Origin of the sequence: Actinomadura hibisca NBRC 15177 (assembly GCF_001552635.1) — a bacterium.
Taxonomy (GTDB): Bacteria; Actinomycetota; Actinomycetes; order Streptosporangiales; family Streptosporangiaceae; genus Spirillospora; species Spirillospora hibisca.
The window spans coordinates 65226-84192 of the sequence record NZ_BCRO01000032.1; the positions used below are offsets into that span (position 1 = coordinate 65226).

General features: G+C 74.0%; 14 protein-coding genes. 7 read left to right on the top strand and 7 right to left on the bottom strand.

Translation table 11 applies throughout. The features are described from left to right. The first annotated feature begins 77 nt into the window (after positions 1-77). Positions 78-1598 carry an FAD-dependent oxidoreductase gene (locus AH6_RS45940; protein ID WP_067480546.1) on the top strand — a complete coding sequence of 507 codons (1521 nt, stop codon included), beginning with the start codon at positions 78-80 and terminating at the stop codon, positions 1596-1598. A gap of 26 nt (positions 1599-1624) precedes the next feature. Here AH6_RS45940 and AH6_RS16705 read toward each other — a convergent pair whose 3' ends face one another. Both AH6_RS16705 and AH6_RS16710 read right to left on the bottom strand, forming a co-directional pair. Beyond that, positions 1625-2998, bottom strand: coding sequence for an FAD-dependent oxidoreductase (locus AH6_RS16705; RefSeq protein WP_067480549.1), 1374 nt, complete (start codon positions 2996-2998; stop codon positions 1625-1627). Between the two features lie 58 nt (positions 2999-3056). Continuing rightward, positions 3057-4193 (bottom strand): amidohydrolase family protein, encoded by a 1137-nt coding sequence (locus AH6_RS16710; protein WP_245679341.1) that lies wholly within the window; start codon positions 4191-4193, stop codon positions 3057-3059. Between the two features lie 109 nt (positions 4194-4302). On the opposite strand from AH6_RS16710, the gene AH6_RS16715 reads away from it, so the two are divergent. From AH6_RS16715 to AH6_RS16725, 3 genes are all read left to right on the top strand, one after another. After that, positions 4303-5706: a type I glutamate--ammonia ligase gene (locus AH6_RS16715; RefSeq protein ID WP_218005855.1), complete on the top strand. Its 1404-nt coding sequence runs from the start codon at positions 4303-4305 to the stop codon at positions 5704-5706. Positions 5707-5764: 58 nt separating this feature from the next. Further along, positions 5765-6304, top strand: coding sequence for a CGNR zinc finger domain-containing protein (locus AH6_RS16720; RefSeq protein ID WP_067480552.1), 540 nt, complete (start codon positions 5765-5767; stop codon positions 6302-6304). Positions 6305-6444: 140 nt separating this feature from the next. Continuing rightward, entirely contained in the window at positions 6445-7797 is a 1353-nt protein-coding gene (locus AH6_RS16725; protein WP_067480555.1) for an FUSC family protein, read from the top strand. A gap of 89 nt (positions 7798-7886) precedes the next feature. Here the strand turns inward: AH6_RS16725 and AH6_RS16730 are convergent, their stop codons facing one another. Continuing rightward, positions 7887-9335 (bottom strand): LVIVD repeat-containing protein, encoded by a 1449-nt coding sequence (locus AH6_RS16730; protein ID WP_067480558.1) that lies wholly within the window; start codon positions 9333-9335, stop codon positions 7887-7889. Between the two features lie 179 nt (positions 9336-9514). Here AH6_RS16730 and AH6_RS16735 point away from each other — a divergent pair, with 179 nt between their 5' ends. Together AH6_RS16735 and AH6_RS16740 are read left to right on the top strand one after the other, a co-directional pair. After that, positions 9515-11020: a peptide ABC transporter substrate-binding protein gene (locus tag AH6_RS16735; protein ID WP_157431524.1), complete on the top strand. Its 1506-nt coding sequence runs from the start codon at positions 9515-9517 to the stop codon at positions 11018-11020. Between the two features lie 60 nt (positions 11021-11080). Continuing rightward, complete coding sequence (locus AH6_RS16740; protein WP_245679342.1) at positions 11081-11899, top strand: MBL fold metallo-hydrolase; 819 nt, start codon at positions 11081-11083, stop codon at positions 11897-11899. A gap of 146 nt (positions 11900-12045) precedes the next feature. On the opposite strand, the gene recD2 is transcribed toward AH6_RS16740, so the two are convergent. Continuing rightward, a complete protein-coding gene (recD2, locus tag AH6_RS16745) occupies positions 12046-14289 on the bottom strand; it encodes an SF1B family DNA helicase RecD2 (RefSeq protein WP_067480561.1) in 2244 nt (747 codons plus the stop codon). A 154-nt stretch (positions 14290-14443) separates the two neighbouring features. Here recD2 and AH6_RS16750 point away from each other — a divergent pair, with 154 nt between their 5' ends. Next, on the top strand, positions 14444-15511 hold the full coding sequence (locus AH6_RS16750) for an aldose epimerase family protein (protein ID WP_218005856.1): 1068 nt from the start codon (positions 14444-14446) through the stop codon (positions 15509-15511). Positions 15512-15525: 14 nt separating this feature from the next. On the opposite strand, the gene AH6_RS16755 is transcribed toward AH6_RS16750, so the two are convergent. The 3 genes from AH6_RS16755 to AH6_RS16765 all read right to left on the bottom strand — a co-directional run. Next, entirely contained in the window at positions 15526-16521 is a 996-nt protein-coding gene (locus tag AH6_RS16755; protein WP_067480567.1) for an NAD-dependent epimerase/dehydratase family protein, read from the bottom strand. 18 nt (positions 16522-16539) lie between these two features. After that, positions 16540-17577: an S-methyl-5-thioribose-1-phosphate isomerase gene (gene mtnA / locus AH6_RS16760; protein WP_067480570.1), complete on the bottom strand. Its 1038-nt coding sequence runs from the start codon at positions 17575-17577 to the stop codon at positions 16540-16542. A 13-nt stretch (positions 17578-17590) separates the two neighbouring features. Continuing rightward, positions 17591-18967, bottom strand: a 1377-nt coding sequence (locus tag AH6_RS16765) for a polysaccharide deacetylase family protein (protein WP_067480573.1), incomplete at its 5' end; no start/stop codon positions are given.

Here is an 18967-nt window from a genome sequence, read left to right on the forward strand (position 1 = left end):
GCGGGTACCCCGTAAAACCCTGGCGAACCCTTACCCGCGCTGCGGTTAGGTGATCCTGACCCGGGCAAAGGCGAAACATGGTCGAGACGACGCCCTCGTACTGGGTGGACAGCGCGCCCGCGCCCGCCGACGCACGGTCCGTCCTGCCGCGCGAGGCCGACGTGGTGGTGCTCGGCGGCGGCATCTCCGGCCTCACCACCGCCTACCTGCTCACCCAGGCTGGACGGTCGGTGGTCGTGGTGGAGGCCGACCGGATCGCGGCGGGCGTCAGCGGCCACACCACCGCCAAGATCTCCGCCCAGCACAACCTGGTCTACGCCGAGCTGGTGCGCCGGTTCGGCCGCGACCGGGCCCGCGCGTTCGGGCAGAGCCAGACCGCCGCGCTGGAGTGGATCGCCGGGCGCGTCGCCGAACTAGGTGTGGACTGCGACTTCCGGCGGCGCGACAACCACGTCTACGCCGAGGACCCCGCCTACCTGGACAAGTTGCGCCGCGAGGCCGACACCGCCGCCGAGCTGGGGCTGCCCGCCGACTTCGTGACCGAGACCGAGCTGCCGTTCCCGGTCGCCGGGGCGGTGCGGTTCCGGGCCCAGGCCGAGTTCCACCCCCGGCTCTGGCTGTTGCGGCTCGCCGAGGAGATCACCCGTGCGGGCGGCACGATCGTCGAGAACGTGCGGGCGTCGCGCCTCGGCCTGCCCGACGAGACCGTCGTGCACACCTCCGCCGGGACGATCAAGGGCCGCGACGTGGTCGTCACCACGCACTACCCGGTGTTCGACCGGGGCCTCTACTTCGCCCGCCTGGAGCCCAGGCGCTCCCTGCTGATGGCCGCGCCCGCCCCCGCGAGCGCCCCGCAGGGCATGTACATCGCCGCCGACACCGGCCACTCCCTGCGCACCACGCCCGGCCGCGAGGGCGAGCCCGGCGACGTCCTGCTGCTGGGCGGCGAGGGCTACCACCCCGGCGAGGACACCGACGTTTCCGCCCGCTTCGACCGGCTCGCCCGCTGGGGCGCCGACCGGTTCGGCGTGCCGGGGTTCCCGCACCGGTGGGCCACCCAGGACAACATCACCGCCGACCGGCTGCCCTACATCGGCCGCTACCACCCGCTGGCCCGGCACCTGTGGGTCGCCACCGGGTACGCGCTGTGGGGCATGACCAACGGCACGCTGGCGGGCCTGCTGCTCAGCGACCTGATCACCGGCAAGGACAATCCGTGGGCGGCTCTGTACGACCCGGCCCGCCGCACCGTCCGCCAGTCCGCGCCGAGCCTGGCCAAGCTCGGCGCGAAGACCGGCCTGCACTACGCGGGCGACTACGCCCGCGCGTTCGCGCCCGGCGGCGGCATCGCCGACCTGGCCCCCGGCGAGGGCACCGTCACCCGCGTGGGCCGCAAGCCCGTCGCCGCCTACCGCGACCCCGACGGGACGGTCTCGGCGGTGTCGGCCGTGTGCACCCACCTGGGCTGCCTGGTCGCCTTCAACGACGCCGAGAAGTCCTGGGACTGCCCCTGCCACGGCTCCCGCTTCGGCACCGACGGCTCGGTCAAGCACGGCCCGGCGACCAAGCCGCTGCCGCCGGTGGATCTGGACGACTAGCCCGCGCCGACGCGTACGATCTCCGGTCAGCCGGAGTCGCGCATGTCCTTCTCCACCAGGGCGGCGGCCTTGCGCGCGGCGATCAGCACCGGGTCCCACACCGGCGAGAACGGCGGCGCGTAGCCCAGGTCCAGGCCGGTCATCTCCTCCACCGTCATGCCGTTCCACAACGCGATCGCCAGCCCGTCGATGCGCTTGGCCGCGTTCTCCTCGCCGACGATCTGCGCGCCCAGCAGCCGCCCGGTGCGCCGCTCGACCAGCAGCTTGGTGTGCATGCTGGTCGCGCCCGGGTGGTACCCGGCGCGGGTGGTGGACTCCACCACCGCCTCCAGCGCGTCGAACCCGGCCTCGGCGGCCTCGCGGGCGCTCAGCCCGGTGCGGGCGACCTCCGCGTGGCAGATCTTGGAGACGGCGGTGCCGACCACGCCGGGGAAGGTGGCGTAGCCGCCGCCGATGTTGGTCCCGGCGACCCGGCCCTGCTTGTTGGCGTGGGTGCCGAGGGCGATCGCGACGGGCGCGCCGGAGATCAGGTGCCGGTTCTCCACGCAGTCCCCCGCCGCCCACACGTTCTCGCTGCGGGTGCGCATCCGCCGGTCGGTGACGATGCCGCCGGTCGGTCCGGTCTCGATCCCGGCCGCCTCGGCGATCTCGGTGTTGGGCTTGACGCCCAGCCCGAGGACGACGATGTCGGCGGGCAGGGTGCGGGATCCCGTCCGCACGGCGGTGACGTGGCCGCCGTCGGTGTCGAAGCCCTCGACCTGCTCGCCCAGGTGCAGGTGGACGCCGATGCCGCGGATGGCGTCGGCGATCAGCTCGCCCATGTCGGGGTCCATGGTCCGCATCGGCTGCTCGGCCCCGTCCACCAGCGTGACGTCCAGGCCGCGCTGCACCAGCGCCTCGGCCATCTCCAGGCCGATGTAGCCGCCGCCGACCACCACGGCGCGCTCGGGCTTGTCCTTCTCGACCGCTCGGCGGATCGCGATGCCGTCGTCCAGGACCTGCACGCCGTACACGCCGTCGGCGTCGGCGCCGGGCAGCGACGGCCGGACGGGCACCGCGCCGGTGGCGATCATGAGCTGGTCGTAGGGCTCCCAGCGCTCGCCGCCGCCGTCCAGGTCGCGGACCCGGACGCGGGAACCGTCCAGGTCGATCTCGGTGGCCTCGTGCCGCAGGCGCAGGTCGATGCCGCGCTCGCGGAAGTGCTCGGGGGTGCGGGCCACCAGGTCGTCGGCGTCCTCCACGACCCCGCCCACGTAGTAGGGGATGCCGCAGGCCGAGTAGGACGCGAAGTTGCCGCGTTCCAGCACGGTGATCTCCAGGTCGGGACGGCCGCGCCGCGCCTGGGACGCGGCGCTCATCCCGGCCGCGTCGCCACCGATCACCAGCAGCCGTTCGGGCATCGTGGCACCTCCGCACGTCGAAGATCGTCGTCGCTGGCGAGCCTACCCAGCGGCGCGGTCACCATCCGTACACCCGGCGCGCGTTCCCGGACGCTGCCAGCCCCGCGAAGCGCTCGGCGTCGGCGCGGGTCCAGGCGTCGGTGTCGATTCCCTCCCGGAGGCAGACCGCCAGGCCGCGCCGGAACAGCAGCGCCCCCAGGTGGTAGAACTCCGCCAGCCCGAACGCGTCGGAGGAGTACAGCACCTTCCCGAACGGGGCCAGCTCCAGCAGCTCGGTGATCAGCGCGGACGACCGGTGCCCCAGGTTGTGGGTGGCCAGACCCACGTCCACGAACACGTTCCCGAACACCTGCGCCAGGTATCCGGCCTGTCGGTGGAAGGGGTAGTTGTGCAGCAGCAGGACCGGCACGCCCGTCGGCTCCAGCGCCCGTAGCAGGCCGGTCAGCAGCAGCGGGTCGCCGCGCCGCAGGTCGGCGTCGGCGTCGCCGTAGCCGACGTGGAACTGCACCGGCAGCCGGAGGTCCACCGCGCACCACACCAGGAAGCGGTGCAGCGCCTCGTCGTCCACGCGGGGCGGCGCGCTGCGCCCCGCCATCGCGCGGTCGGCCTCGCGCAACATCCGCCCGGCGGCCGCGACGACCTCGGCGGCGGTGGGCCGCTCGCCCGACAGCTCCAGCCCGGCGCGGTAGGCGGCCACCGACTTGGCCCCGGCCGCCGTGCCCGCCAGCACCTCCAGCCGGGCGCGGACCTCGGAGGCGAACGCGCCCGCGCCGACGCCTCCGGCCACCGCGTCCTCGGCGACCTTCTCCAACCGGACGATCTCGTGGGCGCGCGCCCCGGCCAGCCGCCCCAGTTCGGCCGGTTCCAGCAGCGGTTCGGGCAGGTAGCCGGTGTCCACGCACAGCGCCTCCAGGCCCGCCGCCGCCAGGAACCGCCGGTTGACCTCCGCCGCGCCCAGCTCGGCCCGACGCGCCACGTAGTCGTCGGGCGCGGCGTGCGGCGGCAGGTCCAGCACCGGCGCGCACCAGCGCCGCACCGCCAGCCCGGCCCGGGTGTCGAACATGGAGCCGCCCAGCGGGCCGGGCGCGCCGCCCTCGGTGAGCATCCCCTCGAAAGCGGCGCGATCCAGGTCGCGGCGCGACACACCGTGACAGTGGTGATCGATCAGGCGCATCCGCTCCAGCACGTCCAACACGCGCGTTCCTCCCGGGTGCAACGGTCCGGCGGTCTCCCTACGATGCCCGTACCGGGCCCTTCCGAAAGGCCCCCGCGACAACACGCCGTCACCACCGGGGAGCGAGACCGTGGACGAGCACGCCGCCCAGCCACCGCACCTGACCCCCGCACGGCGCGCCGTGCTCGGCGAGGCCGCCGCCGCGCAGGCCGAGGAGCTGATGGCCGAGAACGTCTCGGTGGTGGCGCTGACCTTCGTGGACACCGCCGGGATCGTGCGGGTCAAGGCGGTGCCGGTCGAGCGGCTCGGCCAGGCGGCCGCGCTGGGCGTGGGCGCCTCCCCCTGCTTCGACGCCTTCCTCCAGGACGACTCCGCGGTGCCCGCCCGCTTCACCGGCGGCGCGATCGGCGACCTGCGGCTGCACCCGGTGCCCGAGCGGCTCACCCCGCTGCCCGCCCTGCCCGGCTGGGCGTGGGCCCCGGCCGACCGCTACGGCCAGGACGGCGCGCCGCACCCGGTGGACGGCCGTGCGGCGCTGCGCCGCGAGACGGACCGGCTCGCGGCGGAGGGCTGGTCGGTGCGGGCCGCGTTCGAGGTGGAGTGGACCACCGCCCCCGAGTTCGCGGGGCCCGCCTACGGCATGACGCGGCTGATCGACGCCGCCGCCTACCTGCGCGACGTGGTGCAGGGCCTGGCCGCCGCCGGGATCGCCGCCGACCAGGTGCATCCCGAGTACTCGCCGTCGCAGTTCGAGGTGTCGGTCGCCGCCGAGGACCCGGTGGGCGCGGCCGACACCACGATCCTGGTGCGGCAGGTGATCCGGGCGGTGTCGCGCGAGCACGGCGTGGCGGCGAGCTTCGCGCCCCGGACCGGCGCGGAGGTCGGCAACGGCGGGCACGTGCACCTCAGCCTGTGGCGGGCGGACGAGGGCGGGCCGGTCAGCGTGATGTCCGGCGGCACGGGGCCGTGCGGCCTGACGCCCGAGGGCGAGGCGTTCACCGCCGGGATCCTGGCGCGGCTGCCCGCCCTGCTGGCGCTCGGCGCGCCGTCGGTCGTCAGCTACCTGCGGCTGGTCCCCTCACACTGGGCGGGCGCGTTCGCTTGCTGGGGCCTGGAGAACCGCGAGGCGGCACTCCGGTTGATCACCGGGCCCGCCGGGACCGGCACCGCCGCCGACACCGAGGCCGCCAACGTCGAGGTCAAGTGCTTCGACGCGACCGCCAACCCCTATCTGGCGCTGGCCGGACTGCTGGCGGCGGGACGGGCCGGGCTCGCGGCCGGGGCCGTCCTGCCCGCCCCCGTCACGACAGATCCGGCGCTGCTGGACGCCGCCGAGCGCGACCGGCTCGGCGTCGCCGCGCTACCCGCGTCGCTGGACGAGGCGGTGGCCGCCTTCGAGGCCGATCCCGTGCTGGCCGAAGCGCTGGGCGAGCCGCTGGCCGACACGGTGGCGGCGGTGCGTCGCGGCGAGAGCGCGCTGTTCGCCGGCGCGTCCCCCGAGCAGATCATCGAGGCCGCCCGGGGCCGCTTCTGAGCGGTGCCTCCGGTCGGCACCGCCCTCCGGCCCCGTACCGGCTACCGTGTGAGGCGCGATGCACATCACCGGATACCGCAGCCACGGCGTGGCCGCCGCCGTGGCCCTGGTGAACGCCGTCACCGGCAGCGGCGACGACGACGGCCCGGACGCGCTGCGCGAGATCCTGCGCGCCAACAACTTCTTCTGGCAGGACTTCCAGGACCACGACGCCGAGGCGTTCCAGATCCTGGGCCGGGCGCTGCGGCCGTTCTTCGAGGCCACCGAGCTGGCCCAGGCGGTCGAGGTGCTGAACGACCTCATGCTGGAGACCCCCATGCACCCGCACCTGTCGGGGCACGACAACCTCGGGCTGCACCTGCACTACGCCCCGCCCAGCGCCAAGCTGCCGCTGCGGTTCCGGGCGACCACCCTCATGAACCTGTCGGCTATGGTGTGCGAGCACGGCCTCGGCCGCAGCGGCGTCTGCGCCGCCGAGGGTTGCGACCGGGTCTACGCCGACACCTCCCGTGCGGGCCGCCGCCGGTTCTGCTCGGAGGCGTGCGCCAACCGCACCAACGTGGCGGCGTTCCGGGCCCGCCGCCGCAACAACCCTTGACGCGGCCCATTTTCCTTTTAACCAGGATTTGCCCTGCATGGGCATTTTCGCGGGCCGCTTCGCATTGAGTAGTAGATGTGCTCGCCCGCAGCGGCCGGCGCACCACCGTTGCTTCCATCCTCACAGTCTTCCCAGGGTTCATGACGACTGCGCTCTTCCGTCCCGATGACCGTTCGGACCGGCTGCCGCTCCAGGTGGCGACCGAGGTCCAGTCCACCGCGTTCCGGATCACCCGGCTGACGCTGACCGCCGTGGCCGCCTACCTGATGGCGCTGTGGCTGCTGCCCAAGGGCGGCCCCGCGCCGCTGCTGGCGCCGCTGACGGCGCTGCTGGTGGTGCAGTACTCCGTCTACCAGACGATCAAGTCCAGCGTGTTGCGGGTGCTGGCGGTCACCTCCGGGGTGCTGGTGGCCGTGCTGTTCGCCAACGGGGTCGGCTTCACCTGGTGGAGCCTCGGCCTCACCATCCTGTGCGCGCTGATCATCGGCACCGTGCTGCGGCTGGGCGACCACATGCTGGAGGTGCCGATCAGCGCGATGCTGATCTTCGCGCTGGGCGCCACCAACGACGTGGCCGCCACCGACCGGATCCTGGAGACGCTGATCGGCTCGGGCGTCGGGCTGCTGGCGACGTTCCTGGTGCCCTCGGTGCGGGTGCGGCCCGCCCAGGAGGCGGTGGAGAGCCTGGGCGACCGGCTCGCCGCGCTGGTCAAGGGCCTGGGCGACGACGTCCGGGGCGGCCTGGACCCGCACGCCGCCGACCGCCGCGCCCACCAGGCCGCCGACCTGTTCCGCGACATCGGCAGCACCGACGAGGCGCTCGGCGACGCCGAGGACAGCGTGCGGCTGAACCTCAACCCGCGCGCGGTCAAGCTGATCGACGCCGGGGTGGCGCTGCGCAACGGCGTCGAGACCATGGAGCACTTCACCCTGTCGCTGCGCGGCCTGACCCGGGCGCTCACCGACTCGTCCCGGCTGTCGGACGCCGAGCGGGTGATGCTGGCCGACGCGCCGCGCCGCCTGCTGGCCGAGACCCTGGACGAACTGGCCGCCGCCATGACGGTGTACGCCCGGCTGGTCCGCTCGGACCTGACCCGTGACGCCCGCCCCGAGGGCGACGAGCAGAAGCTTGACTGGCACATCCGCAACGCCCGCGAGCACCGCGACCACCTGGTCCAGGAGCTGCGCGAACGGGCCGACGCCGGGGGCACCTGGCCCCTGTACGGCGAGGTGCTGATGCACCTGGACCGGCTCATCGACCACCTGCGCGTCGAGCACCGGGCCCGCGCCCGGGAGAGCTGGCGGCAGCGGCGCCGGGTGGCGCGGCACCTGCCCGCGCGTCCCGCCCGCGTGGTGGACGAGGCGGGCGGCCGGCTCCGCAGGGCCGCCGCCGCGGCCTCGCTGGCGGCCCAGCGCAACGCGGTGGAATCGGACCTCGGCCGCCGCCCGACGAGCCGCCGCCCCGCGCACCCGCCGCGCCGCCGATCACCGTAGTTGGCACGTTCCCGGCACTGAGCTGACCGAACGGGACCGGGCCCGTCCCCCTGAGCAGGGGCGGGCCCGGTGCCGGGGCGGTGCGCCGGTCAGCGGAAGGTCGGCTTCAGCACGTCGATGCCGCGGGTGTTGTCGGCGACGTAGACGTACTCGCCGTGCCAGTACGGCTGCCACGACGAGGCGTCGGCCGGGCGGTAGTAGGCGATCTGCCGGGGGTTGCTGGGGTCGCGCACGTCCAGGAAGCGGGTGCCCTGGGAGTAGAACGACTGCACCAGCACGCCGTCGCGCACGTCGAAGTAGTGCGCCGAGCAGTCCAGGCTGGTGGGGTCGCTGCCCTCCTGCCCGGCCACGCCCCAGGTCGCGACGGTCCGCAGCCGGAACTTCTTGTCCGGCGTGGAGCGCCAGCCCTCGCCCCTGTAGGAGCCCTTCAGCGAGGCGATGACCAGCAGGCCGTCGTTGGCGCAGCCGTCGTTGAAGGTCTCCTCGGTGACGAACAGGAGCTGGCCGTCGCCCCACTTGCGCGGGTCGGCGGCCTGGTTCCGGGTGCGGCCCACCGCGCGGTAGCTGTTGTGCATGAACGAGGAGTTGGTGGTGGCCTCGTCGATGCCGCCGCCCGCGTAGGGCACCGGGTCGTAGGCGGTGGCCTTGCGGAAGCGCTTCTTCACGGGGTCGAAGTGCAGGCCCTGCGTGTAATAGCCGCGCACGCCGCCGCGCCCGGACGCCCAGGCGACGCCGTTGGAGTCGACCTGGATGTCGTGGGTGTAGTCGGTCTTGCCGTCGTTGCGGCCGGTGTCGACGGGGTTCTGGTACACCTTCGGCTTGGCCGGGTTGCGCACGTCGGTGACCCACACCGGGCGGCCGCCCCAGTCGGCGGGCATCCAGCTCGCCTTGGCCGGCCCGCCGGTCCACAGGTACCGGCAGTCGTTGACGCAGGTGGTGGTGTGGCCCGCGGGCACCTTGACGTAGGTGATCTGGCGGAGCCTCTCGGGCTTGGAGGCGTCCACGATGTAGACGCCCGACTCGCCGGTGGCGGTGTTGCCGCCGAACGCGCGGGGGTCGCGCGACAGGTAGACGATCTTGCGCTTGGGGTCGAAGTCGGTGTCCTCGGTCTCCCACATGCCCGGCATGTTCAGCTCGCCGACCAGCTTGGGGGACTTGGGGTCGGCGGTGATGTCGTAGGCCTTGAGGCCGAACTCGCCGGTCGCGAACATGATCGAGCGCTTGTGGCGGCCGTGGCCGTAGTCGCCGAACATCAGCGAGATCGCGCCCTTGGCGTCGGGCACGCCGCCGACGCGCCGCACGCCCTTGATCGCCTCGGACCTGGCGGCGGAGCGGGTGTCGGCCTTGCGGTAGTGGACGGAGTGGCCGCCCTGGTCGCGGCCCTCGGCCTGGCCCTGCGCGGCGTCGGCGGCCTTGGTCTGGGGGTAGCCGGGCTCGGGCGGGCAGGCCCAGGCCGTGCCGGCCAGCAGCGCCAGGGACGCCGCGACCGCGCCGGCGCCGTGGACCGCGCGCCGGCCGTGAGATGTGCGGGGGGACATCGGGCCTCCACTTCAGCAGATCCTCGCCCGCCAGTCTGACCAGCGGGACGGACATGATCAATGGGACGTACGGTAACGAACGGGACTCAGTACCGTCAGGGCCGGTGGCAGCTGTCTTCCGGGCGGCCGGGCCGGTGCCGTACGCTCACCGGCGTCGCCCAGCCCCCGGGAGAGGTCCGTTGAAGAGCGCCACCCGCACCGCCGCCCTGATCACCGGTGCCGTGGTGGCGCTGGTCGCCCCGGTCGCGGCGCTGCGGGCGTGGAGCGAGCCGGCCGACCCCCGGCTGTCGGTGGGCGCGGCGCGGGCGGCGACGCTGCTGCCCGGCGACCTGCGCGACGCGACCGGCCGCATGGTCGCGGGCGCGGTGTGGACCCGGCTGGTGGACTACGACCCGGCCACGGGCGCGCCAGTGAACGCCGCCGCCGAGTCGGTGACCAGCACCGATCGCAAGACCTGGACCGTCCGCGTGAAGCCCGGCGGCCGGTTCCACGACGGCTCCCCCGTCACCGCGCGCTCGTTCGCCGGGGCGTGGGCGGCGATGCTGGAGGCGCACTGGGCCGGGGAGCGGCTGCTCACGAACGTGGCCGGGGTGCAGGACGGGGCCAAGGGCATCAAGGTCACCGGCGACCTGAGCTTCGAGGTGCGGTTGGAGCGGCCGTTCACCGGGTTCCCGGCGCTGCTGGGCGATCCGGCGTTGTCCCCGATGCCCGAATCGGTGCTGGCGTCCCGCGACTGGGCGGGGTACGCCCGGCGTCCCATCGGCAACGGGCCGCTCAAGGTGGCCTCGGCCGACGAGCGCGAGACCGTGTTGGAGCGGCCTGGCGGCCAGACCGTCGTGGTGCGGACGGTGCCCGAGGCCGCGAAGCAGTACTCGGCCGTCGAGGCCGGTGACCTGGACGTGGCCACGCAGGTGCCGCCGAACCGGCACGAGTCCATGGACACCGACTTCCGCAGCCGCCACCGCGCGGTACCCGGCCGGACGATGACGCAGCTCGCCTTCCCCGCGTGGGTGCGGGCGCTGGCCGACCCGTCGGTCCGGCAGGCGTTGTCGATGGCGATCGACCGCTCGGCCGTCACCGAAGGGCCGCTGGGCCACCAGTCCTCCCCCGCCAACGCGCTGGTGCCGCCGGGCGTCCTGCCGGGCCGCCGCGAGGGCCAGTGCCGCCTGTGCGTGCACGACGAGCGCGCGGCGGTCGCCGCGCTCGCCGACGCGGGCGGCCTGAAGGATCCCGTCGTGCTCTGGCACGAACCGGCCGACGCGGCATGGGTGAAGGCGGTCGCCGACCAGCTCCGCAAGACCTTGAAGCTGGACGTCCGCACCAAGGAACTACCCGCCGCCGAACTGGCGCAGGCCATACGCGACCGCAAGGTGGACGGCCCGTACGTCGTGCGCACCACCGCCGCCTACCCCGCCCCCGCCGCAGCGCTCTCACCGCTGCTGGAGGCGGGCACGGGTTACCAGGACGACTACACGGCCGAGCAGATCAACCTGGCCGAGACCGCCACCACACCCGAAGAGGCCGTGACCCCGGCACGCCTGGCCGAGACCGCACTGCTGCGCGACATGCCGGTGCTACCGCTGTGGACCCCGCACGACCATCTGGTGTGGTCGGAACGAACCTCCGGCGTGGCCGCCGACGCCTTCGTGGGCCTCCGCCTGAACCGCCTGACCAGCAAGGAGTGAGCCTGGCGGCTCCGACCGCCGGACCTGCCCTTGGACAAAAATATATAGACCGGTCTACTGTTGTCATCGTTCCGTCCTCGTCCCCCCGGGAGGCAACGATGCGCGTCCACCACCTCAACTGCGGTTCGCTGGCGACGATCGAGCCGGTGGACGCGCCCGGCGGCCCGCGCGCGGTGGTCTGCCACTGCCTGCTGGTGGAGACCGGCGGCCGGGCTCGTCCTGATCGACGCCGGGCTCGGCACCCACGACATCGCCCGTCCCGCCGAGCGCCTGGGAGCCGACTGGATCGCCTACGCCGCCCCCGTCCTCGACCCCGCCGAGACCGCGCTGGCACAGGTCGAACGGCTCGGCTTCGTTCCGGCCGACGTCCGGCACATCGTCCTTACCCACGCCCACAACGACCACGTCGGCGGGATCGCCGACTTCCCCGGCGCGACGGTGCACCTGCACGAGGCCGAGTACGCGGACGCCGTGGCAGCGGCCGGTCCCGGACCGCACGACTGGCGCACCTACGGCGACGGAGACGGCGGTGGCGACTCCTGGCACGGGTTCGCGGGGGCGCGCCCGGCCGAGGGACTGCCCCCGGAGATCCTGCTGATCCCGCTCGGCGGGCACAGCCCCGGCCACCTCGGCGTCGCGGTGGACCTCGGGGACCGCACGCTGCTGCACGCGGGCGACACCTACTTCCACCACGGCGAGGTGGACCGGCCCGACCCGGTCGTGCACCCGCTGATGCAGCTGGTGCAGGAGGGCGCCGAGGCCGATCGCGCGCTGCGGCTGGAGAACCTGGCCCGGCTGCGCGCGCTCGTCCTGGACCCCGCCTCGGGGGTCGAGGTGTTCTCCGCGCACGACCCCTGGGAGTTCGCCCGCTACGCGTGAGACGCGCGCACCGCCGCACACCGCCGCGCACCGCTGATGCGCAACCGGTCGACGCCAGACCACACCCGTCGTACCGCGCCCGTCGAGCCGCCCGTCAGAGCGCAGCCGCCGGGCCGCGCGGCGGAGCTCAGCCGTCAGGCCGTGCGTCAGACCGCGCGGGTCAGGCGGTGGGCCAGGGCGGTGTGGCGGCGGCCCGCGCCCATCGTGCGGACCGCGACCGCCAGCGCGCGGCGCGAGCCCACCAGCACCACCAGCTTCTTGGCGCGGGTGATGCCCGTGTAGAGCAGGTTGCGCTGCAACATCATCCAGGAGCCGGTGGTCAGCGGGATGACGACGGCCGGGTACTCGCTGCCCTGGGAGCGGTGGATGGTGATCGCGTAGGCGTGGGCGAGCTCGTCCAGCTCGTCGAAGGCGTAGTCGAGGTCCTCGTCCTCGTCGGTGCGCACGGTCAGGCTCTGGTCCTCCAGGGAGACGGCGGTGACGAGGCCGACGGTGCCGTTGAACACCCCGGCCTCGCCCTTGTCGTAGTTGTTGCGGAGCTGGGTGACCTTGTCGCCGACGCGGAACACCCGGCCGCCGTAGCGGCGCTCGGGCCGCTTGTCGTCGTGCGGGGTGAGGCGCTCCTGGAGCAGGCCGTTGAGCGCCCCGGCCCCGGCCGCGCCCCGGTGCATGGGCGTCAGGACCTGCACGTCGCGGCGGGCGTCCAGGCCGAACTTGCGCGGGATGCGGTGGGCGATCACGTCCACGGTCGTCTCGGCGGCCTGCTCGGCCTCCTCGCACGGGAACAGGAAGAAGTCGGGGTAGCCGTGGGTGTGCGGGTGCTCGCCGCTGTTGATCCGGTGGGCGTTGACGACGATCCCCGACTGCTGCGCCTGCCGGAAGATCTTGGTGAGCCGCACCCGGGGGATGGTCTCGGCGTGCAGCAGGTCGGCCAGCACCTCGCCCGCGCCGACCGACGGGAGCTGGTCCACGTCGCCCACCAGCAGCAGGTGCGCGCCGCGCGGCACCGCGCGCACCAGCTTGTTGGCCAGGATGAGGTCGACCATGGAGCTCTCGTCCACCACGACCAGGTCGGCGTCGAGGGGGTCGTCGAGGTCGTACTTGGGGTCGCCGCCGGGCTGGAGCTGGAGCAGCCGGTGCACGGTGGACGCCTCGTGGCCGGTCAGCTCGGCGAGGCGCTTGGCGGCGCGGCCGGTGGGCGCGACCAGTACGATCTTGGCCCTGCGGGCGGCGGCCAGCTCCACGATCGAGCGCACGGTGAAGCTCTTGCCGCAGCCGGGCCCGCCGGTCAGCACCGCGACCTTGCTGGTCAGCGCCAGCCGGACGGCCTGCTCCTGCTCGGGGGCCAGCTCCACGCCGGTGCGCGCCCGCAACCAGCCGAGCGCGCGGTCCCAGTCGACGTCGGCGAACGCCTTGAGCCGGTCGTGCCCGGCCTCCAGCAGCTCGCGCAGGCCCCGGGCCAGCGCGTTCTCGGCGCGGTGGAAGGGCACCAAGTAGACCGCCGGGATGGCCGCCGCGTCCTCCCCCGGACCGGGCAGCCGCTCGCGGACCACGCCCTCCTCGGCCGCCAGGTCGTCCAGCGCCGGGCCGATCAGCTCGCGCGGCACCGCGAGGATCTTCTCGGCGGCGGTGACCAGGTTGGGCTCGGGCAGGAAGCAGTGCCCGGCGTCGGCGGCCTCCGACAGGGTGTACTGGAGCCCGGCCTTGATGCGCTCGGGGCTGTCGTGCGGGATGCCGACCGCCTGCGCGATGGTGTCGGCGGTCTTGAAGCCGATGCCCCACACGTCGGCGGCCAGGCGGTAGGGCTCGCGGCGCACGGTGTCGATCGAGGCGTCGCCGTACTGCTTGTAGATGCGCACCGCCAGCGAGGTGGACACCCCGACGCCCTGGAGGAAGACCATGACCTCCTTGATGGCCTTCTGCTCCTCCCACGCCTCGGCGATCCGCCTGGTGCGCTTGCGGCCGAGGCCGCGCACCTCGACCAGCCGCTCGGGCTCCTCCTCGATGACGGTCAGGATCTCCACGCCGAAGTGCTCGACCATGCGGTCGGCCATCACCGGCCCGATGCCCTTGATCATCCCGGAGCCGAGATAGCGCCGCAGGCCCTGCACGGTGGCGGGCAGCACGGTGGTGTAGGAGTCGACCTCGAACTGCTTGCCGTACTTGGGGTGGGAGCGCCAGCGGCCGGTGAGCTTCAGGCTCTCCCCCGCCTGCGCGCCCAGCAGCGGCCCGACCACCGTCAGCAGGTCGGCGTCGGCGTAGCCGCCCCCGCCGCGGCCGGTGGCGACCCGCGCGACGGTGTAGCCGGTGTCCTCGTTGGCATAGGTGATCCGTTCCAGGACCGCCTCCAGCACCACCGGCCGAGGCGGGTCGGATGTCGCGCTCGTCACCCGTTCATGATGGCGGACGGCTCCGACACTCCAGGCACCGAATCCCGTTCTGTGGATAACGAGCGGAGTGGACGTGTCGCGCGACGTCCGGCAGGCGCAGGCGTGGCAGCGCGCGGCCGGGGCTTCGATAAACACTGCGCTAGGCTCCGCGAGCGTGACCTCTTCTGCACCCGCCGTCTCTCGGGAACCTTTCGGCGCGCTCGCCGACGGCTCCACCGTCGACCGTTACACACTCACCGGTCCGGGCATCCGCGTCCGCGTCCTGACCTTCGGCGGGATCGTGCAGACCCTGGAGGTCCCCGACCGCGACGGCGCGACCGCCAACGTCGTGCTCGGCTTCCCCGAGGTGTCCGGCTACGAGCGGACCGGCCCCTATTTCGGCGCGATCGTCGGCCGGTACGCCAACCGCATCGCGAACGGCCGCTTCGCCCTGGACGGCCGCACCCACGAGGTGCCGGTCAACGACGGGCCCAACAGCCTCCACGGCGGCGAGCGCGGCTTCGACAAGCGCGTCTGGGCCGCCGAACCGCTGCCGGACGGCGTCCGCCTGTCCTACACCTCGGCCTACGGCGAGGAGGGCTACCCCGGGACGCTGCACACCACCGTTGCCTACACCCTCCCCGGCGACGGCACGCTGCGCATCGAGTACACCGCGACGGCCGAGGCCGCCACGGTCCTCAACCTCACCAACCACAGCTACTTCAACCTGGCGGGCGAGGGCTCCGGCGACGTGCTGGGCCACCGCGTGCAAATCGACGCCGACCACTACACGCCGGTGGACTCCGGCGCGATCCCGACCGGTGAGATCGCGCCCGTCGCGGGCACCCCGCTCGACTTCACCAGTCCGCACGCCCTCGGCGAGCGCATCCGCGACGACCACCCGCAACTGCTCATCCCGCACGGCTACGACCACAACTTCGTGCTCACCGACCGCGACCCCGCCGCGCCGACGCGCGCCGCGCGCGTAGTCGAGCCGAGCACCGGCCGCGTGCTGGAGGTCCGCACCACCGAGCCGGGCGTGCAGCTCTACACCGCCAACTTCTTGGACGGCAGCCTGGTCGGCACCGGCGGCCGCGCCTACCGGCAGGGCGACGCGCTCTGCCTGGAGACCCAGCACTTCCCCGACTCGCCCAACCGGCCCGAGTTCCCCTCGACGGTGCTGCGGCCGGGCGAGCGGTTCGCCTCCACGACCGAGTTCGCCTTCTCCACCGAGCCCGCCTGATCCGGTCTGACCCGTCAGCGCATCGCGTCGGCCATCGCCGCCAGGGTCCGCGCCGCCGAGTGCCGGGGCGTCCAGCCCAGGTCGCGGCGCGCCTTCCCGGTGTCCATGATCATGGGGTGCCGGGCGGCGTGGATCCACTCCACCTGCGCGGGCAGGTAGGGCAGCAGGCCCACCAGCCCGGCGGTCAGCCCGACCAGGCCGCCGGGCACCGGCACCGCGTACGCGCCGGTCGCGCGCGCCACGTCCGAGACGGTGACCTCGCCGTCGCCCGCCAGGTTGTAGGCGCCGGGCGGGCCGTCGCCGGTCACGCACGCGGCCAGCGCCGAGGCCACGTCGTCGTGGTGCACGAGCTGGAAGGCGCGCCCGGGGTCGGGCAGCACCGGCCTGAGGCCCGGCACCAGGCCCAGCGCCTTGCGGATCGGCTCGGGCACGTACGGGGCGACCTGCTCCCACGGCAGGCTGCGCAGCAGCACCGTCGCCTCGGGACCGGCGACGATGCTGGGCCGCAGCACGTACACCTCCAGGTCCGAGCCGCCGGTGACCTCGGCGAGCAGCTCCTCGCAGGCGGCCTTCTGCGCCGAGTAGTAGTGCTCGGCCGAGCCGCGCGCCGGGACCTCCTCGGTGATCGGGACGGGCGTGTCGCCGTGGTAGCCGTAGGCGGCGACCGAGGAGGTGTAGACGAGGCGGCGCGGCCGCGCGGCGGCGGTGACGGCCTCGAACACGTTGCGGGTCCCGGCGAGGTTGACGCGCTCGCTCTCGCGGTGCGAGCCCATGATGACGAACGCCAGGTGCACCACCACGTCGGCGTCGGCGACCAGGCCGTCCACGGCGGCGCGGTCCAGCACGTCGCCCTGCCGGTACTCGGTCTTCTTCCAGTTGCGCGAGGCCGGGTCGAAGGGGCGGCGCGCCATGCCGAGCACCCGTTCCACCCGGTCGTCGTCCTCCAGCGCGCGCACCGCGGCGGTGCCGATCTCGCCGGTCGGTCCGGTCACCGCGACCGTCAGTCCCATGGCGGTCTCCCGTCCGTGTCAGGGGGCCGATCGACCCGGTGCCATACCCGCCGAGACCTCCAGGACACCGGTCTCGGTCACCAGCGCCGACACCAGGTGCGCGGGGGTGACGTCGAAGGCGGGGTTGAACGCGCGCGCCCCCGGCGGCCCGACCGGCGCGCCGCCCCAGGTCAGCACCTCGCCGCCGGGACGCTCCTCGATGGGGATCGCCTCCCCCGAGGGCGTCGCCGGATCGACGGTGCTCCACGGTGCGGCGACCACGAACGGGATTCCCGCCGCCCGGCACGCGAGCGCCACCCCGACCGACCCGACCTTGTTGGCGGTGTCGCCGTTGGCGGCGACGCGGTCGGCGCCGATGACCGCGACGTCCACCAGCCCGCGCAGGATCGTGGACGCGGCCGCCGCGTCGGCCTGCACGAAGTAGGGGACGCCCGCCCGCTCCAGCTCCCACGCGGTGAGCCGCGACCCCTGGAGCAGCGGCCGGGTCTCGTCGGCGTAGACGACCTCCAGACGGTCGCGCGCGTGCAGTTCGCGGACGACGCCCAGCGCCGTTCCCCATCCGGCGGTGGCCAGCGCCCCGGCGTTGCAGTGGGTCAGGACGCGCAGCCGCCGCCCCTCCCCCACGCGCGCGAGGATCCAGTCCGCGCCGTGCGCGCCGATGGCACGGTTGCCGCGCACGTCCTCGTCCAGCAGCGCCTGCGCCTCGGCGACGACGGCGTCCACGCCCTTGGGCACTAGGGGACGGACGCGATCTACGCCCGCCGCGAGGTTGACCGCCGTCGGCCGCGCCTCGCGCACGCGCGCGATCGCGTCGTCCAGCGTGGCCGCGTCCCAGCCCTGGGCGGCGGCCTGGCGCAGCGCGATCGCGACGCCGAACGCGCCCGCGACGCCCAGCGCGGGCGCGCCGCGCACCGCCAGCCGCACGATCGCGTCCACCAGCGTGTCCACGTCCGCGACGTCCAGGTACACCAGGCGGGCGGGCAGTACGGTCTGGTCGATCAGGCGCAGCCCGGTCCCGGTCCACTCGATCGCCCGCGCGTCGTCGTCCGCCGTCATGGCGGCAGGATAGTCACTCGCCCCCGAACCGCCCGCCGGGCGGTACGTTCTTGCCCGCCAGCAGGTCCGGGACGGTGACAAAGGTGTATCCCTTGGCGGCGAGCCGCCGCAGGATGTCGGGCACCGCGTCCACGGTCGTCCGGTGGATGTCGTGCATCAGGATGATCGCGCCGGGTCGGGCGTGCTTGACGGCGCGGTTCGCGACGATCGTCGCGTCACGGTCGCGCCAGTCCTCGGTGTCGACGCTCCACATGATCTGCTGGAGCCGCAGCGACTTTGCGACGCCCGCCACGGTCGTGTTGGTCGCGCCGTAGGGCGGGCGCAGCAGCGTCGGGGCCCGGCCGACGGTGGTGCGCACGATCTGTTGAGTGCGCTGCACGTCGGAGTTGACCTGCACCGCCGTCAGGCGGCTCAGGTCGCGGTGGCTCTGGGTGTGGTTGCCGATCTCGTGGCCCTCGGCGGCCTCGCGGCGCAGCAGGTCGCCGTGGATGTCGGCGTTGTTGCCGACCACGAAGAACGTGGCGTGCGCCTTGGCGCGGGCCAGCTCGTCCAGCAGCCGCGCGGTGTAGGGGCCAGGGCCGTCGTCGAAGGTCAGCGCGACGCACTTGACCTGGGAGCAGTCGATTCGCGGCGGCGTCCCGGCGGACGCGGACGGAGTGGCCGGAACGCCCGCCATGTCCGACACGCCGTCGAGCGCCAGCCGGGGGTGCTGGGACAGCGCGGCGGCGCGGGCTCGCCGCCCGAAGTCCGACAGCAGCGGCTCGTGGGCGGCGCGGTCCAGCACGACCGCGATCCGGCCCGCCGCGCCGGGCGCGACGGCGTAGTCGCTGAACTCCACCACCAGGTCACCGGTGTCGTTGAAGGCCAGTGACGGGAACGTGTCGGCCTTGGCGGTCACCTTGCCGGGGTCGCCCTTGCCCACCAGCCGCCGCCTGACCTGCTCGGCCAGGCCGCTCAGCCCCGCGTCGCCGTTCACCAGGTCGGCGGAGGGACGGACCTGGCGGGCGCGACCGTCGTACCAGAGGGTGCGGCGCGTCTCCCCCGCCGAGGCCCCCAGGAACTCCGACGACACCAGCCGCACGCCCACCACGTCGCCGGACGCGGCCGCCAGCGACCACTGGACGTTCAGCTCGGGCACCGCGCCGCCGTTCTGCTCCGCACGGGCGGGCAGGTTGGCCAGGAACGGCCGGACACGCTCGTCCTCGGCGCGCGCGAGCGCGTCGGTCAGCGCGTCCGCGCCGGGAATCTTGGGGTAGGCGGCGTACAGGTGCCGCCGCCCGTCCTGCTCGTTGCGGGTCACCGTGGTCAGGCCCGGCACCGTGCCCGGATCGACGACGTGCATGGCGGTCGAGTCCGCGACCGGCCGGGCGTGCCGCTCGGCGGACCCGCC

What these genes read in the sequence shown, in the direction of transcription:
- AH6_RS45940 (WP_067480546.1), top strand. Translation starts at nt 78, where the DNA reads ATGGTCGAGACGACGCCCTCGTACTGGGTGGACAGCGCGCCCGCGCCC.
- AH6_RS16705 (WP_067480549.1), bottom strand. Translation starts at nt 2,998, where the DNA reads ATGCCCGAACGGCTGCTGGTGATCGGTGGCGACGCGGCCGGGATGAGC.
- AH6_RS16720 (WP_067480552.1), top strand. Translation starts at nt 5,765, where the DNA reads ATGCACATCACCGGATACCGCAGCCACGGCGTGGCCGCCGCCGTGGCC.
- AH6_RS16725 (WP_067480555.1), top strand. Translation starts at nt 6,445, where the DNA reads ATGACGACTGCGCTCTTCCGTCCCGATGACCGTTCGGACCGGCTGCCG.
- AH6_RS16730 (WP_067480558.1), bottom strand. Translation starts at nt 9,335, where the DNA reads ATGTCCCCCCGCACATCTCACGGCCGGCGCGCGGTCCACGGCGCCGGC.
- AH6_RS16755 (WP_067480567.1), bottom strand. Translation starts at nt 16,521, where the DNA reads ATGGGACTGACGGTCGCGGTGACCGGACCGACCGGCGAGATCGGCACC.
- mtnA (WP_067480570.1), bottom strand. Translation starts at nt 17,577, where the DNA reads ATGACGGCGGACGACGACGCGCGGGCGATCGAGTGGACCGGGACCGGG.